The organism is Sphingobacterium sp. UBA7625, from assembly GCF_002484085.1.
Lineage (GTDB): Bacteria > Bacteroidota > Bacteroidia > Sphingobacteriales > Sphingobacteriaceae > Sphingobacterium > Sphingobacterium athyrii.
Map to the genome: position 1 here is coordinate 1 of NZ_DLJD01000004.1, position 15,627 is coordinate 15,627.

Genomic DNA, 15,627 nt, shown 5'->3' on the forward strand with positions numbered 1-15,627 from the left:
CTTCTGAACCGCACCTCTTGTTCCCACATCATAACTTGAGGTCAACCATTCGTCGATTTTCTTTTGTATGTCTTTATCTAAATTTCCCATTTTGTCGATGACAATGAATTAAATGGTATGCACTTATTTGAATGAAAGAATTGTCTTGATCAAGCCCTCTTTCGTACTTGTGGGTAGCGATTGAATCCCTAGAGCCTTTTTTACCTTACTATTAGATACAACATAGGATTCTGTTAATTTTTTCAGCCGTTCAGAATTAAGAGGTAATGGGAGTATATCTCCAATTTTAACGGTTGTCTTTATCAGAGACGAGGGTATGCGCAATAACTTGGGTTTCTTTCCCAATGTTTGAGAAATTAATGTGACCAGATCATTAGTAGACAATGCATCATCATCTGCAAAATTATACACCCCTGAAGGTATATCTTGACTTTCTATCATTGCCTTTATGAGAAATGATAGATTATCAATACTTAAAAACGACCTTTCATTGTGAAAAGAAGCTAACGGCCATGGAATTCCCTTTTCGACCACTTTATACAAAAGATTTAGATTTCCTTTATTCCCAGGGCCATGAATCATACAAGGACGGATAATAAATAAACGTTTCCCTTCGGGTAATGGCTTACTTAATAGATATTGTTCCGCTTGTAATTTGGATTTCCCATATGGCGTAAAAGGCCTTCCTTCTACCTCTTCTCCTAGCACACCATCAACTGTATCGGCTACAGCTTTGACTGAAGAAAAATAAAAAAAATCTTTAATTTGGGTATTTAAAAAAACATCATACAGCTCAATAGTAAGATCTCTATTCACTTTATAATATTCATCATCTTTAGAGGTATTATTTGTATCATGAGCTTTACCTGCCAAATGAATAATTGCATCAGCCTCTAGATTTAAATGGTTTAACCAGTTTTCATTTCTTAAAGAAAGCCCCTTAATAGTCTTAGCGTTTTTCTCTAAATATTTTACGAGATTCTGTCCTACAAAACCTGATACACCAGTAATAATGATATCCATAATTGAACAAAAACTAAACTATTTTCTTTTTAAAAATCCAAATACCTTCCAAATAGCGCGAGATTTTATTCGCAAAGGACTATAAGCAACTTTATTCATATCGAGTGCCTTCATAATTTCTTCCGATACTTTATTATAGCTTTTCCAGCCCGACGAACTTACTCCACCAACAAGCATTCTATGAGTAGTAATTCCAGTATAAGCCCAGGTAATTCTATTCTTTAAAAAGAATCGGGTTATTAATTCGTAATCTGCACCAATTTTAAAGTCTAGCGCATAATAACCAAATTTATCAAACAGTTCTTTTTTAAAAAAGATAGCGGGGTGCGCTGGCATAAAACCAATCTCTAACTTATCAGGTGTCCAGTTTTTTGCTGAATAATGACGAACAATCTTCCCTTCCTCATTATGCTGAACAATATCGCCTATACTAGCATTCACTTTATTAGTATATAAAAATTTAGCAATTCTAGAAATCACCATTGGATCAGCAAGTGTATCATCGGCATTTACAATACCAATATATTCTCCTGTGGCCATTTGGATCCCCTTGTTCATGGCATCATAAAGCCCTTTATCAGGTTCCGAAATCCATTTCGTTATAACATCAGAATATTTTTTTAATATATCTACAGTTCCGTCTTTGGATTTACCATCGACAATAATATATTCAATATTAGCATAATCTTGTGCTTGTACTGATTTTATTGTAGCTTCAATAGTATTAGATGCGTTCCAACAAACTGTTAAAATAGAGATTTTCATTGTTTTAAAATTATCCGAGATTACAAACATCAATATTATATTCTTTTTTAAAGAATATAACTAAGTCCTCCTTTAGGTGTCCGGCTTTCAACGCTTCATTAACTTTTGCATCAACAAGAAATCTATACCAAAAACATTGTAAAACACTCCAAATGAACCCTCTTTTACCCTCCAAAAAGCCTAATTGAAGAAAATATCTAATTACAAAAAATAAAAACGGCCTAATAAAAAGAGGCATTTTTAAATACTTTAGTTTGATCCACCGTCTTCTTTGTTCCGAATTTCCAAATAGGTTTGCATTTTGTTCCAAAACACCTGTAAAGCCATAAATCTTATCTAATATATCAATTGCTTCACGTGTAGCATACCCATTATGTTTTGCAGTCCACCAAGTTAGGTTATTCAAATTATTGTCAATTAAATCGCCATTTAATTCAACTGTGACACCTTCAGATATAATCATTCTTTCGTCCATCCAACGTTGTTCACATCTTGCCTTCCCATTTTTCCAAATTTTTAAGTGCCAAATCGGATACATACCACCATACTTCAAGGGCTTTCCCATAAAGTACATTAATCTTTTTATACGAATCCCACTAACATTCTCAGCGACATATTTAAGATCATTATTTATCGAATTAATAAGCTCAGTAGATAAATACTCATCAGCGTCTACACGCATCACCCAATCCGTTTTTATAGAACAATTATCCAACGCCCAATTAATTTGATTGGCATGATTTGACCACGGATTTTGAAAGAAAGAAGCGCCATATTTAAAAGCGATATCCCTAGTATTATCACTTGAAAAAGAATCTATTACAAAAACATCTGCATTAATTGCCTGCAATGATTTTAAACATCTTTCTATATGAAGATGCTCGTTATATGTTAAAACAATAACTGTTAAACTAGGCATTATTTAGAATTCTATTTTTTAAAAATTTCGCGGGATTACCGCCAACAACCGTCCACTCAATAACATCCTTAAAAACAGAAGATCTGGCGCCAACTACTGCTCCCTCCCCAACTGTCACTCCCATGCCAATAAAGACGTCTGCGCCAATCCACGATTGGTCACAAATTTTTATATCACTATGAATTAAAGGCATATTGCTAACATTAATATTATGAGAAGCTGTACATAGATAGGATTTCTGGGAAACTGTACTATGTTTTCCGATAGTAATTTTAGCTACATTATAACAATCTACTTCTGGCCCAAGACATGAGAACTCTGCCATTTCAAGATTCCAAGGCATATAAATTTTTACAGAAGAATAAATAACTGCCGTATTGTGAACACTAGCTCCAAATAACCTTAAAAGGAAAATTTTCCAGCCATTCAAAAACGTGCGCGGCAAAGGTCGTGCAAATACCTGCCAGATAACAACCCAAATTATTCGTAACCAACGTTGCTTAGAATTTATCTCGCTTCTATAACTCGAAACATTTACTTTCAACTCTTTCATTATAATATTTATTTACACAAATCTCGAAAAGAAAAGTTCTTCAACAAGTTTTCATCATTTATCATCCTCTTATGCCTTATTAATTCTTCATCATCTAAAAATCTATTTCTCAAAAACTTTGCTGGAACTCCCCCAAATATCGTAAAAGGTGGTATATCTTTGGTAACAACAGAGCCTAAAGCCACTATTGCCCCATCACCTATTGTAACACCCGCTTTTATTTTAACAAACGCACCAATCCAAACGTCTTTTCCTATAGTAGTTTTATTTAAAGTACCTCTACCAGAGAACACTATTGGGACACCAGGCACGTCATAACGGTGATCTCCTCCTATAATTGAGACATTATTTGCTAGCATTGTAAAATTTCCTATTTCAACCATCGGATAAATTATGCAGTTCGGGCCCACATAAGAATAAGCTCCAGCCACTAAATCAGAATATACACGAGAAGTACCTCCCATATAAAATGTTTTATGAACAAACTTCAGATTAAATCTCCTTCTATAATAAAACATTTTAAATTCTCTAAAAAATTTTCTAACTGTTTGCCTTAATAACATTTTTAATAATTTTAAACTGGTAATTAGGATTAAAAAAACTATCTATTCTTTTGTAACAATTTTGCCTAACAACTTCTCTATCTTCACGCTCAATCCACAAATTAAGCTTATTAGCCAAATCCAGAATATCTCCATCTTTAAAAAAGCTTCCAGTCAAGCCTTCTTCAATAGCTTCAAATTCAGGCATTTGATAAGGAAAATTGTCATTAGATATTACGGGAGTACCAAAAACTAAAGAATGCATAGCCGTTAACCCAACATTTCCAGGAGATACGCAAACATCGGCATGCGAGATGTATCCGGCAATTAACTTTTCATCATATATAGCTCCTGTAAACTTTACCTTCCCATCAAGATTGAATTGATGTACTTTTTCTTCTAAAAAGAACCGTTCTTCACCCTCACCTATTAATAAAAAATTAACCTCTACTTTTTTTTCATTTAGCAATTTAATCGCATCCAATACAAGATTCAGCTTCTTTACTTTTGTCAACCTTCCTATAAAAATTAGAGTAGGAAAATTATTGCAAAAAATATTTTCATATAGCTTCCCAATTTTAATTTCACTTCTTATTTGAAGTTGTTTATTATAATCCAAAGAATTGTAAATAACATGAAGAAACTTTGGATTGAAACCTTCTTTAACCATAAGATTCTTAGCATAATTACCATAAAGAAATATATTACTATTACCTAATCTATAGAAAATTTTCTTGATGAGTCGAAAGAAAAAGTTTTCTTTACCATACCAACCATGTGTCCAAAGGTAAATTCGTTTATTAGATATGGCAGAAAGTAGCAATATAACCCATGTTGACAAGGCATAATAATCACCTAAAATAATATAATGATTATATTTTTTAAAGAAAACCTTGACAGCTCCACTTTGCCAGTAAAACTTCTTAAAAATTCGAATGTTAGTAAGTTCATATTGGAAATTTGATAATAAATTATAATCTATTTTCTTCACATCATCCATTTTATCTCCAAAATAAAAATCCACATTCAGATCGTCATTTAATAATTTAAAAATACCATAGCGATAATGTTGGGCAAAATTATATATCAAACAAATTTTATTATTAAAAGCCATATTTATTTAAATAAATTCTTCGTAGATTCTATAAGCAAATTTTCGATAGTCTTCCCTTTACCTACGTTAATCCTCGACTTACTCAGAACCTTTGTATTAAATTGATCTGTAGCTGGGCTTTCCCACCAAAACACGCCAGAACATTGCTTTCCATCGACTTTTACATTTTTAATAACATTTAAATATCTCTTCATTATTGACGGCTCAATTAATTGACCTTTATAACGTTTATTAATAGTATGAACAACTGGCCAAACAAAAGGTATCACTTCTTTCTTTGTCAAATTCGCTAGTTTAATAGCCCTCTGAACATTAAATTTTATATAGTTATCATTTGCCTGAGCCCCTCGTTCATGATCAGGGAAAATAATATATGGAGCCGGAGATACGAAATCACAAAGGCGTAATATTGGCAATAATTTTGTATCATCCCCCTTAAAAAGATTTTTATAATACACTCTTGAAGGTAACCCATAAATCCCAATATTTAAATTGGGCCTAAGTTTTCTAATAGCTCTAATAGCCTGAATATAAACATCCTTAGCTTTCTCAAACTTCAAATCCCCATCAATTCCGTCTCTAAGATTTTCCATAACTGTTCCTTCAATATCAATAACCACAAAAGACTCGTCATTAAGCTTAGGGAAAGTGTCCTCTATCCATTTAGTAATATTATTAATATCTAATTCCCCATTTCTTTTAGGAGTAAGAATCCATTCTCCAACAAGATAATATTTCCGATATAAATTATTTGATTCCAAAATTCGCTTCTCTTTTTCACTATATCTACTTGATAAATAATAAACAGAGAAATCCTGTGCAAGTAAATAGCTACTATTCGAAATGCAATATGTAATAATAAAAACTATCAAAAATTTCATATATCTTCTTTTGGATTGTAAAAAAAATTCATCGTCAAAAATGCATAGTACCAAAATAAATAATTTGTATAAAAGGATTTTGAGCTTAAACCAAATACACAATACTGTATAAAAAGAACAGCGATCCAAGAATAATTTGGATAAATTTTTATGATAAAAAAAGACGACTTTAGAACTCGAACTAACCATTTGAAAAAGAAAAATGATCCAATGAGGCCTGTAGTCATGAGAGCTTCAAGTATCATATTATGTGGATAATATCCTTCGTATGTACCCTGATTTATTAGAAAGGAGCCTCCAAACAGTGGATTTTCAAAAAATTGATCCATTCCTTGCTTATAAATAATATCCCTTCCAGATGAATCACCTTTATCTAGAGATAATAATATTCTTTGTACAAAACTACTATTAAAAGATGTTAGAGAAGAAATAATACTATTGCCGAAAAATAAAAATGGTAAAATAATCATAGCCAAAACCACACCTCCCTTACCAATTCCTTTTTGGATGAAAAATATTAACGATAAACATACAAAAAGAGCCACCAAAGGACTACGGCTTGCAGCCATATACATAGCAAAAAGACCAAATAATAAACAAAAAACATACAATATCTTTGACTTTAAATTGCTTTTTTGTATTATTAGGAGCATAGATATTATTGCGAAACTGACTCCATAGTGACCTAATGTTAACGGTCCCATCACATTGTCGCTTCTACTCCGAAGTTCATTTGCCAAATTGTTAGATTCCCTTAAATTAAACCATAATGCAAAACATAAGGTCATAAACAGTAATAAAAATCCAGTCTTTAATAATTGCTTGAAATTAATCTTTTCTGAAAAAATAATTCCTATGGAAGGCACTAATGTAATAAAAAAAGTATACAATAAATAAGAAGATTTATCACTAAAAGTATCCGTTTTAACATTAATCACATATAAATCATATATCATATGGAATATATAAACGAAAAAAAACACAATAAGTGTAAAATTTTCCTTAAATATTCCAACAACTCTACTCTGATCGGTGGATCTAATATAAATTACTATAACAGCAAAAAATAAAGTCAAAAACGTATTCGCATATGATATAATCTGACTTGGGAGACCTAAAACTGAAAAAATTGATATTAAAAGAGGTGACACAAATAGAATAAAAAGTAAATACAATGTATCTATATTCCATTTATCCTCAATCATAGATATTCTATTAAAAGTAGTACCCATTGATGTATTTAATTCGACTCAAAAATGATTTTTATAAGCTTTTCAACATTCACTTCTACAGAAAATTTTTTTGCATCTTCGCTCATTTTATCCCTATTACAAAGAAAATTTCCCCTCTCTTTATAAGCTCTTTTTATAGCAACTCCATAATGTTCACTAGTGGGTTCTTTGACCAACCAACCATTTTGACCATCAACAATCATTTCCTCTGGCCCTCCTTTATAATATGCAATTACCGGTTTCCCCACTGCTAAAGATTCCGCTATAGTTATGCCAAACGGTTCAGGATTTGTCCTTCCATTAATCATAACATCAATACTATCATAAAAATTGTTTACATCAGAAATCGGGCCAATCAAACGTACATTATCACGTTCCGCAACCATTAACTTAATTTTATTTGCAAATTCGGACTCTAAAGGTCCACCTGCAATTAACAAAAATACATTATCATTATTCCCAGCAGAATTAACAAATGCCTCAATTACTATATCTATTGCTTTATCCTTATCGATCCTACTTAACATACCAAATATCACTGCTCCTTTCTCATTTTTGACCCCACTCCTGTATACAGATTCTCCTCCACTTATTCTTTCATAATCATACCCTGGGTAGACAACAAACTTACATATTCGGCCTATGGAGCATTTTGTGTATTCACTATTAGCTATAGGAATAATTCTAAACATCATACATAAGAAATGGTATATCCATTTAGATAAAGGACTTCCGACACTGTTAGCCATATGCCAAAAGCATGAGATTTTCAACCTAATACCAATGAGTCCTGCTAAAAACATGAAATTTTCACGTCTATAGATTATAGCATCATATTGGCTACTTAAATGTTCAATAATTGAAGCATACTGAAATTTCGAATATTTATATGTTGAAATTATCGACTTGATTCTATTCCAAATAGATCCATCAAATATTACATCCATATTTGGAAGACAATAATATTTATGGCAAGAGTTTTTATAAATTTCGAGTTTATCTCCAGAACCAATAATAATCAAATCAACCTGAACTCCCCGTTCTTTTAACTGCTTTAAATATTGAACTTCACATGTAAAAACACCTCCAGAATCACTACTATTTACAATTTTTAATATTTTCATATCTTATTTTTTCTACTTAAAAATTGTTTTGCATAACCATCTAACAGCAAAATAGAGGAATAATTTATTTTCTTCATAACAAATAAATAAATTCCACCACCTAAAATAATACTTAACAAAATTCTCACCCAATCGGGTATTCCCACAAATGTACTATTAAACAAAAAAACGACTAAAGCCATCAAAGCACTAGTTAAATAAACCATAAAAGTATCACTAAATTGATGTTTTAAAGAATAGTTTATCATTTTGGAAGAGTACATTCCACTTAAAAAAACCGCAGAAATGGCAACTATATTTTGTGACAAAATTATTCCTTTTAAACCAAGAGGGATTGAGCAAACAATACATATTACTGTTAGTCCTTTTCGAATTGCATTGAGCTTTAGAACCAAATCAGATCTTCCTTTAACTTTAAGTATATTGATATTATACCTCATATACGGATGTAAAATCCCAACCAAAGTTAATGATTGAAAATATGGAGCCATATGAACCCACTTTTCAGTCAATACAAATCTAAAAAAAGGAACAGCTATCGTAGAAATTAATACCATTATTGGTGTCAAGCAAAATACAACCAATCTAAAAATTTCCTTATAATAATTTCTCAATCTTTCGTTATCATCTTGAATTGCAACAAATGTTGGATAAGTTACCTTTTCAACTGCGGTTGCTATATTTTTACTTGGAAATAATTGAAACAGCTCTGCTCTACTGTAAAAGCCTAAAATTCTAGTGGAAAAAAACTTACCAATAATTATACTATAAATGTTATCGAAAACGGCATTTAATATATTATCTAAAGTGAGTTTATATCCAAATCTAAAATGTCCTAATAATTTTCTTTTATTAAACATAAATTTAGGTTTCCAATCTGATTTAAGCCAATATTGAACTGTTACAATAATATTTTGAAAGAGGTTATAAAAAACAATTGCCCATATTCCAGCCCCCATTTTAGCCATTGCTATCGAAATAATAGCTGAAACTAACATAGACGGCAATTGAATTATCAACTGTTCTTTAAATTTCATAGCTTTGATCAATCTCGTTACTTGGACACTAGCAAAAGCATTAACAATAAATGTTAAACAATAAACTCTCAAAACAGGAGTGAGTTCATTTAAATTATAAAATTTAGCAATCGGAGGAGCTAAGAAAAATATCACTAAATAAATAAACACTGAACTACTTAAGCATAACCAAAAAACACTTGAATAATCTTCTTCATCAAGATCTTGGGTGCGAATTAATGATGAATTCATACCTGAATCAGCAATGTTAACACCTATTGCAATAAATACTTGTAACAATGCGAACATACCAAATGCTTCTGGCAGAAGTAAACGTGCTAAAACAAGTTGAACAAAAAAACTAACCCCTTGGCTACCAAACATATGAATAATAGTCCAAAATAAACCAGAGGCAGTGTTAGATCTTAAAGACATAAGAATATTAACTTAATTCTTTATAAATCTAAATCTGAACGAACCATCTCTTTGACCAATGCAGCCAAATCATATTTCGGTACCCAACCTAACTTAGTCTTCGATTTAGTCGGATCGCCAATTAATAAATCTACTTCAGTAGGACGATAATATTGAGGATCCACCCTGACAATAACCTTACCTATTTCAAGCTGGTAATCAGGGTTAGTACATGACCTGACTTTCGCAATTTCACATTCTTCTGATCCTTCAAAATCCAATTCCACCCCTACTTCCGCAAATGCCAAACGAACAAAATCACGAACAGAAGTAGTAACACCTGTTGCAATCACATAATCTTCTGCTACATCTTGTTGTAGGATGCGCCACATAGCCTCAACGTAATCCTTGGCATGCCCCCAATCGCGTAATGCATTCAAATTACCCAAATACAAACAATCTTGTTTACCTAAGGCAATAGCAGCTGTTGCCATGGTGATTTTACGTGTCACAAAGGTTTCGCCACGACGTGGAGACTCGTGATTAAAAAGAACTCCATTACATGCGAAAAGATCATAAGCTTCTCTATAGTTCTTTGTAATCCAAAAACCATAAATTTTTGCTACGCCATAGGGTGAGCGTGGGTAGAAGGGGGAGTTTTCATCATAGAATCCCTTCTCATTTTTATTTTCCTCTAATCCGCCATATAGTTCAGAGGTAGATGCCTGATAGATTCGAGTCTTTTTCTCTAATCCTAAAATCCTCACAGCCTCTAATATGCGTAATGTACCAATACCATCAACGTTAGCTACATACTCTGGAGAATCAAAGGAAACCTTGACATGAGACATCGCTCCTAGATTATAGATCTCGTCCGGTTGAACCTCTTGGATAATACGGATAATATTGGTAGAGTCTGTCAAATCACCATAATGCAATTTGAAATTGACATTAGACTCATGTTGGTCCTGGTATAAATGATCGATTCGTTGTGTATTAAAAGAGGAAGCTCTTCTTTTAATACCATGCACCATATAACCTTTTTCCAATAGTAATTCGGCCAAATAAGAACCATCCTGACCTGTAATCCCTGTGATTAATGCTGTTTTCATATTTTAATATCGTATACTAATTCAATATTGTATAAAAATCCTCTATACAATACGGTTAATAATTTTGTAATTTTACTTCTTTATATTGACCCTCATTTTCCAAAAACCAAGCATAGGTACGCTCAATTCCTTCTTTCAATTCAACTTGATGTTTCCAGCCAAGCTCATGCATTTTGGATATATCCATCAATTTGCGCGGCGTGCCATCTGGTTTAGATTTATCCCAGACAATCTCTCCGGTATGCCCGACGACTTGTTGAATCAACTCAGCAAGCTCCTGAATGGTCAGGTCCTCACCTGTACCAACATTATAAAGATGCTCTGGCAATTTATTTTCTAAGGCAAAGACCACTGAGGCGGCCATATCATCCACAAATAAAAATTCACGCATCGGCGTACCAGACCCCCATAAGGTAACGGATTGATTTCCATTTAACTTTGCTTCATGAAACTTACGGATCATTGCTGGCAGCACATGGGAGGATTTGAGGTCGAAATTATCATGTGTACCATATAAGTTGGTCGGCATCAAACTCACATAATCTTTTCCGAATTGTTTGCGAATGGCCTGGCATGTTTTGACACCTGTGATTTTCGCGATCGCATACCATTCATTGGTGGGTTCGAGACTATCTGTCAACAGATAATCCTCTTTTAAAGGCTGAGGTGCAAACTTTGGATAAATACAAGAGGATCCCAAAAAAATGAATTTATCAACGTCACTTTTTAACGCACTATCGATCAGATTATTTTGGATCTGCATATTTTCCATTAAAAATTGATACGGGAAGTCATTATTGGCCAAAATCCCCCCCACACGAGCAGCAGCATCAATAACAACTTCAGGTGACTCTTGTTGAAAAAAATCCTGAACAGCAGTTTGATTCCTTAAGTTCAGTTCACCACTAGTTCTACCTATCAAATTAGTATATCCTTTAGACTCCAATATTCTCCATATTGCAGCCCCTACCATTCCGCGGTGACCAGCAATATATATTTTTGTATTTTTTTCCATTAAAAAATTCTTACGATTAATCCAATAATTTAGATTGATGTTTCTCAAGCATATTATAGATTTTTTTCACATCCTGAGACCTTTCTTTCTGTATAATCAAAAAGGCGTCTTTGGTATGTACAAATATTGCCCTCTTAAGCCCCACAAATCCAGTGAAAATATCTGTACCTATCACAATATTACCTTGATCATCTTTGGGATAGCCACTATTGATAAAATAGTCATACAATGACTCAAAGGATCCTAAATCAGACCAGTCAAAACTCGTTGGTACGACTCTAATTTTTTTCGAACGCTCCATCACAGCATAATCAACAGATATAGAAGGAATAGCTAAAGATAACTCTTGATCTAAGAATCCTTCTTTTGAAGCCTCCCATACCACTAAAGCCTTTTCATACACTATTGGCTCATATTTTTTCAGCTCTTCCAGAAAAACGGAAGCCTGAAAACAAAACATACCAGAATTCCAAAGGAAATTGCCTTTTTCAATAAAATCTTCGGCCGTATCCTGGTTGGGTTTTTCTCGAAATGACTTTACCTCATCACCATCAAATTCAATATAGCCATAACCTGTCTCAGGACGAGTAGGACGAATACCAAAGGTGACAATAAAACCTTCCTTTGCCTTTTCCACCCCCTCTTCCATGGCTTTTCGATACGCTTCGTCTCCAGCAATCATATGATCAGAAGGCGTTACGATAAGAATATCCTCGGGATTGACGCTAAAAGCGGCAAAAGCGATTGCAGCCGCGGTATTACGGGGTGTAGCTTCGACAATGTTTTTATAGGGCAACCCACAAGAAACCATTGCTTTGTGGCTCAAGTGCGTATTATCTTTGTTCCCGACCACAATGACTCGTTCAGCTACTTGTTGGTTGCGTTGGACAGTCATCTCAAACAGCGATCTCCCTTCAAATAAACCCAAATATTGCTTGGGGCTATGCTTGCGGGAAAGCGGCCATAAACGGCTGCCTATACCTCCCGACAAAAGAACGTGTACAATGTTCATTACTATAATCCGCTTAATAGTTATTTAACAATATTATTCACCAATAGCATAATAATCGAATCCCAACCCGTTTAACTGCGCACGATCCAATAATTTGCGACCATCAAAAACAAATGCCGGTTTTTTCATATCTTCTTTAATACGAACCCAGTCATAGCCTTTAAATTCATCCCATTCGGTCAATACCGCCACAGCATGGGCACCATGAAGGGCTTCATAAGGATCGTTAACAACCGTTACCAAACGGCGGTTATCTTCTGGCGAACGCGTACCTAAATAATCCAGATCTTTGTATACCTGCTCAGCAGGTACTTTTGGATCATAAACTACGATATGAGCTTCTTCTTCCAAAAGGTGATCTGCTACATAAATAGCCGCAGATTCACGGGTGTCATTGGTATCTTTTTTAAATGCCCAGCCTAGGAAAGCTATCTTTTTCCCATTGACTGTATTATACATGGTCTGGATAATATTCTCCGCAAAACGTGCTTTTTGATGATCATTCAAAATAATGACCTGCTCCCAATAATCCGCTACAGCTGTCAAGCCATAGGAACGTGCAATATAGACCAAATTCAAAATATCTTTTTGGAAACAAGATCCCCCGAAACCAACGGAAGCCTTCAAAAACTTAGGACCAATACGACTATCGTGACCTATCGCGCGAGATACTTCATCCACATTAGCTCCTGTCACTTCACATAATTCCGAAATGGCATTGATAGAAGAAACACGTTGCGCCAAAAATGCATTGGCAACCAGCTTGGATAACTCAGAAGACCACAAATTCGTTGTTAAAATACGCTCACGAGGCACCCATGCTTCATAAACCTGTACCAAAGCTTCGATCGCCTCTGCATCTTCTCCACCGATCAATACGCGGTCAGGGTTGTGCAGATCTGTAACTGCGGTACCCTCAGCTAAAAATTCTGGATTAGATAAAATATGAAAATTGACGCCATTGCCGGTATTGTCTAAAATACTCTTTAAAGCAGCAGCGGTACGAACGGGTAAAGTAGACTTCTCCACAACAATCTTATCCGACTTAGCAACAGCAGCAATTTGGCGCGCACACAACTCGATATATTTCAAATCAGCCGCTTGCCCTTTACCTTTTCCATAGGTTTTGGTAGGTGTATTAACCGAAATAAAGATCATATCAGCTTCATCTATTGCTTTCTCCACATCAGTAGAAAAGAAAAGATTACGCCCGCGCGCATCAGCAACAACAGCATCCAAACCTGGCTCATAAACGGGCAATTTATTTAAATCTGCATCATTCCAAGCATCAATGCGTGCCTGATTCAGGTCGACAACAGTAACAATAACATTAGGATTTTTCTGTGCAATGACTGACATGGTAGGACCACCTACATAACCCGCACCAATACAGGTTATTCTCTTAATTTCTTTCATTCTTGATATGCTCAAATTAATTTTATACTTTGATTTATTGTTATTTTACGCTATTTCAGATTCCTTTTTTTTATACAATACGATCATTCCACGTACGATATTAGGCTCCTCTGTATATACGGTCACCTTCTTACCAAGTATTGTGCCAGCTTTGATAGAAGCCCCCTTCAAATATTCTGAATTAAGCTCTTTTCCTTTCACTAAAACCTCAATATGCCCAGAATCAATACCTTGCGCATAGTCTCCTAATAATGCTACCTCTTCAACATCCCCTGTACGCTCCAACACCTTATCCACGAACGCATCAATCCCAAGAAAATTATGAATCAGCCCTTGTAAAGATGTAAAGAGTGAATGTTTAATATTTGCACGATAATAAATCTTATGTTCATTATCTTCACGAATGAGATAACCCGCATCGGTCAATTGATTAAGCTCTTTACGAATGGAATTGGTTGACTCTTTAAATTCATCAGCTAATCCACGTAAATAGCCACGATTGCTTGCCGAAACAAAAAATTTGATCAGCAGCTTAAGTCTGGTTTTGGATGTAATCAATGAATCCAGCATTGGTACAGTATTAGATTGAGTAACAAAAGTACTCATCTAAATTGATTGATGCAAATTAAAAAATTGTTAGTTAATACATAACGGTTAGCTTTTTACAAGATGAGCTTTCAAATAACTGAACAATAGCTTGATTTGAAAGAAATTCACGTGGAACATTCTATTAAACATTCAAATACAAGCGCTCCTAAACGAAATGCCTGAAAAATGAAAATATAAAATCAAGAGTTATCTTAAACAGATCAAACCTCGGCCTTTTGATAAAGATCGGAAATAGGTAATGTTGCTGTAAATGACTCTGGTCTATTGTGTTCAAAATTGAGCACACCGGAAATACTAACACGTCCACCGGTTAAGTTTTCAATCTTTGCTGTCCGTCGATTTACCTTAAATCGAACCGATACATCCGATTTGGTATGATCCTCCCGATCGAACGGGATAACCAAAATCTGCTCCAAATTAACATCTAGAGCGGCATGTAATGGCTTCACCTTTCGGATAACGATATTTTTTAGTTTTTCATCATTCCGTTTGGCTTTAAATACAAATACCCCCCCTCGGACATTTCTATCCCCACTATATTGTCCCGGTCGTTCCTGAAACATATAGCTCACAGTCATTCCGACAAGTCTATTAAATCTTTGTTCCTGTTGTCTTTTCTTCCAGAAAAGGTATCCTCCTAAAAATAAAACAATAAATACGGCTATGATCATCATATCAAATATGTTGGTTAAAATTAAATGACTTAAGTGTCGCACACAAAGGCGCTATTAAACAAAACCAAATATCTGATATTACTATTAATTCAACATTAAATCGACCTGGGACAAATAGGGGACATTTAAGAATTCACTCGCAAACAGCTAGCTATACAGATTAACTTTTTGTTAACAAAGCGCCTTAGGGGGATAGGTTTTAATAG

16 protein-coding genes are annotated in these 15,627 nt (G+C 34.2%); all 16 read right to left on the reverse strand.

What is annotated here, in order from left to right; genetic code table 11:
- Nucleotides 1–123: 123 nt before the first annotated feature.
- Nucleotides 124–1,023: an NAD-dependent epimerase/dehydratase family protein gene (locus tag B4G94_RS01765; RefSeq protein ID WP_286856752.1), complete on the reverse strand. Its 900-nt coding sequence runs from the start codon at nucleotides 1,021–1,023 to the stop codon at nucleotides 124–126.
- Between the two features lie 18 nt (nucleotides 1,024–1,041).
- Complete coding sequence (locus B4G94_RS01770; RefSeq protein ID WP_286856753.1) at nucleotides 1,042–1,788, reverse strand: glycosyltransferase family 2 protein; 747 nt, start codon at nucleotides 1,786–1,788, stop codon at nucleotides 1,042–1,044.
- Nucleotides 1,789–1,798: 10 nt separating this feature from the next.
- A complete protein-coding gene (locus B4G94_RS01775; protein ID WP_286856754.1) occupies nucleotides 1,799–2,707 on the reverse strand; it encodes a glycosyltransferase family 2 protein in 909 nt (302 codons plus the stop codon).
- Complete coding sequence (locus tag B4G94_RS01780; RefSeq protein ID WP_286856756.1) at nucleotides 2,700–3,260, reverse strand: putative colanic acid biosynthesis acetyltransferase; 561 nt, start codon at nucleotides 3,258–3,260, stop codon at nucleotides 2,700–2,702. The genes B4G94_RS01775 and B4G94_RS01780 overlap by 8 nt, the downstream gene beginning before the upstream one ends.
- A gap of 8 nt (nucleotides 3,261–3,268) precedes the next feature.
- A complete protein-coding gene (locus B4G94_RS01785; protein WP_286856758.1) occupies nucleotides 3,269–3,823 on the reverse strand; it encodes an acyltransferase in 555 nt (184 codons plus the stop codon).
- On the reverse strand, nucleotides 3,801–4,916 hold the full coding sequence (locus B4G94_RS01790; protein WP_286856760.1) for a glycosyltransferase family 4 protein: 1,116 nt from the start codon (nucleotides 4,914–4,916) through the stop codon (nucleotides 3,801–3,803). The genes B4G94_RS01785 and B4G94_RS01790 overlap by 23 nt, the downstream gene beginning before the upstream one ends.
- 2 nt (nucleotides 4,917–4,918) lie before the next feature.
- Nucleotides 4,919–5,797: a hypothetical protein gene (locus tag B4G94_RS01795; RefSeq protein ID WP_286856761.1), complete on the reverse strand. Its 879-nt coding sequence runs from the start codon at nucleotides 5,795–5,797 to the stop codon at nucleotides 4,919–4,921.
- Nucleotides 5,794–7,029 (reverse strand): O-antigen ligase family protein, encoded by a 1,236-nt coding sequence (locus tag B4G94_RS01800; protein WP_286856763.1) that lies wholly within the window; start codon nucleotides 7,027–7,029, stop codon nucleotides 5,794–5,796. Before B4G94_RS01800 ends, B4G94_RS01795 begins: the two co-directional genes overlap by 4 nt.
- An 8-nt stretch (nucleotides 7,030–7,037) precedes the next feature.
- The gene (locus B4G94_RS01805) at nucleotides 7,038–8,153 is read right to left on the reverse strand and encodes a glycosyltransferase family 4 protein (protein WP_286856765.1); all 1,116 of its coding nucleotides are present in this window, start codon (nucleotides 8,151–8,153) and stop codon (nucleotides 7,038–7,040) included.
- Complete coding sequence (locus tag B4G94_RS01810; protein ID WP_286856767.1) at nucleotides 8,150–9,604, reverse strand: lipopolysaccharide biosynthesis protein; 1,455 nt, start codon at nucleotides 9,602–9,604, stop codon at nucleotides 8,150–8,152. The genes B4G94_RS01805 and B4G94_RS01810 overlap by 4 nt, the downstream gene beginning before the upstream one ends.
- 20 nt (nucleotides 9,605–9,624) lie before the next feature.
- Nucleotides 9,625–10,695: a GDP-mannose 4,6-dehydratase gene (gene gmd / locus B4G94_RS01815; RefSeq protein WP_286856769.1), complete on the reverse strand. Its 1,071-nt coding sequence runs from the start codon at nucleotides 10,693–10,695 to the stop codon at nucleotides 9,625–9,627.
- Nucleotides 10,696–10,750: 55 nt separating this feature from the next.
- Nucleotides 10,751–11,710, reverse strand: a complete 960-nt coding sequence (locus tag B4G94_RS01820) for a GDP-L-fucose synthase family protein (protein ID WP_286856771.1) — start codon at nucleotides 11,708–11,710, stop codon at nucleotides 10,751–10,753.
- Between the two features lie 16 nt (nucleotides 11,711–11,726).
- Complete coding sequence (locus B4G94_RS01825) at nucleotides 11,727–12,722, reverse strand: mannose-1-phosphate guanylyltransferase (protein WP_286856772.1); 996 nt, start codon at nucleotides 12,720–12,722, stop codon at nucleotides 11,727–11,729.
- A gap of 33 nt (nucleotides 12,723–12,755) precedes the next feature.
- A complete protein-coding gene (locus B4G94_RS01830) occupies nucleotides 12,756–14,138 on the reverse strand; it encodes a nucleotide sugar dehydrogenase (RefSeq protein ID WP_286856774.1) in 1,383 nt (460 codons plus the stop codon).
- A gap of 45 nt (nucleotides 14,139–14,183) precedes the next feature.
- Nucleotides 14,184–14,708: an ArsR family transcriptional regulator gene (locus tag B4G94_RS01835; protein WP_286856776.1), complete on the reverse strand. Its 525-nt coding sequence runs from the start codon at nucleotides 14,706–14,708 to the stop codon at nucleotides 14,184–14,186.
- A 239-nt stretch (nucleotides 14,709–14,947) separates the two neighbouring features.
- A complete protein-coding gene (locus tag B4G94_RS01840; RefSeq protein WP_286856777.1) occupies nucleotides 14,948–15,421 on the reverse strand; it encodes a hypothetical protein in 474 nt (157 codons plus the stop codon).
- Between the last annotated feature and the right edge of the window lie 206 nt (nucleotides 15,422–15,627).

Coding starts and splice junctions, on each gene's coding strand:
- B4G94_RS01765 (WP_286856752.1), bottom strand. CDS start 1,023: ATGGATATCATTATTACTGGTGTATCAGGTTTTGTAGGACAGAATCTC.
- B4G94_RS01770 (WP_286856753.1), bottom strand. CDS start 1,788: ATGAAAATCTCTATTTTAACAGTTTGTTGGAACGCATCTAATACTATT.
- B4G94_RS01775 (WP_286856754.1), bottom strand. CDS start 2,707: ATGCCTAGTTTAACAGTTATTGTTTTAACATATAACGAGCATCTTCAT.
- B4G94_RS01780 (WP_286856756.1), bottom strand. CDS start 3,260: ATGAAAGAGTTGAAAGTAAATGTTTCGAGTTATAGAAGCGAGATAAAT.
- B4G94_RS01785 (WP_286856758.1), bottom strand. CDS start 3,823: ATGTTATTAAGGCAAACAGTTAGAAAATTTTTTAGAGAATTTAAAATG.
- B4G94_RS01790 (WP_286856760.1), bottom strand. CDS start 4,916: ATGGCTTTTAATAATAAAATTTGTTTGATATATAATTTTGCCCAACAT.
- B4G94_RS01795 (WP_286856761.1), bottom strand. CDS start 5,797: ATGAAATTTTTGATAGTTTTTATTATTACATATTGCATTTCGAATAGT.
- B4G94_RS01800 (WP_286856763.1), bottom strand. CDS start 7,029: ATGGGTACTACTTTTAATAGAATATCTATGATTGAGGATAAATGGAAT.
- B4G94_RS01805 (WP_286856765.1), bottom strand. CDS start 8,153: ATGAAAATATTAAAAATTGTAAATAGTAGTGATTCTGGAGGTGTTTTT.
- B4G94_RS01810 (WP_286856767.1), bottom strand. CDS start 9,604: ATGTCTTTAAGATCTAACACTGCCTCTGGTTTATTTTGGACTATTATT.
- gmd (WP_286856769.1), bottom strand. CDS start 10,695: ATGAAAACAGCATTAATCACAGGGATTACAGGTCAGGATGGTTCTTAT.
- B4G94_RS01820 (WP_286856771.1), bottom strand. CDS start 11,710: ATGGAAAAAAATACAAAAATATATATTGCTGGTCACCGCGGAATGGTA.
- B4G94_RS01825 (WP_286856772.1), bottom strand. CDS start 12,722: ATGAACATTGTACACGTTCTTTTGTCGGGAGGTATAGGCAGCCGTTTA.
- B4G94_RS01830 (WP_286856774.1), bottom strand. CDS start 14,138: ATGAAAGAAATTAAGAGAATAACCTGTATTGGTGCGGGTTATGTAGGT.
- B4G94_RS01835 (WP_286856776.1), bottom strand. CDS start 14,708: ATGCTGGATTCATTGATTACATCCAAAACCAGACTTAAGCTGCTGATC.
- B4G94_RS01840 (WP_286856777.1), bottom strand. CDS start 15,421: ATGATGATCATAGCCGTATTTATTGTTTTATTTTTAGGAGGATACCTT.